Origin of the sequence: Sphingomonas yabuuchiae, assembly GCF_001477495.1 — a bacterium.
Classification (GTDB): domain Bacteria; phylum Pseudomonadota; class Alphaproteobacteria; order Sphingomonadales; family Sphingomonadaceae; genus Sphingomonas; species Sphingomonas yabuuchiae_A.
Window position 1 is genome coordinate 1 of the sequence record NZ_LDTF01000170.1, and the last position, 586, is coordinate 586.

A 586-nucleotide genomic window follows, 5' to 3' on the forward strand; every position below is an offset into this window, starting at 1 on the left:
TTCCTCGATCTCGTCGCCGAAAAAGGACATGCGCCAGGCCGAATCCTCATAGTGCGACGGGAAGATTTCCAGATTGTCGCCGCGCACACGGAAATTGCCGCGCATGAACGCGGCGTCATTGCGCTTGTACTGGAGCGCGACGAGCTTGCGGATGATCTCACGCTGGTCGACGCTCTGGCCCTTTTTCAGGTCGAAGATCATCGCCGAATAGGTTTCGACCGAGCCGATACCATAGAGGCACGAGACCGAGGCGACGATGATGACGTCGTCGCGCTCCAGCAGCGCGCGCGTCGCCGAGTGCCGCATCCGGTCGATCGACTCGTTGATCGAGCTTTCTTTCTCGATGTACGTGTCGGACCGCGGCACATAGGCTTCCGGCTGGTAATAGTCGTAATAGCTGACGAAATATTCGACCGCGTTGTTGGGGAAGAAGTTCTTGAACTCCCCGTACAGCTGCGCCGCCAGGATCTTGTTGGGCGCCAGGATGAGGGCGGGGCGCTGCAATTCCTCGATCACCTTGGCCATGGTGAAGGTCTTGCCCGAGCCGGTGACGCCCAGCAGCACCTGATCCTTGTCGCCCGCGCGG

At 60.1% G+C, this 586-nt stretch carries 1 protein-coding gene; it reads right to left on the reverse strand.

The features are described 5' to 3' along the window. Positions 1-586 (reverse strand): DEAD/DEAH box helicase family protein (locus NS355_RS17905; RefSeq protein WP_167345499.1); only part of this gene is annotated, 586 nt, incomplete at both ends.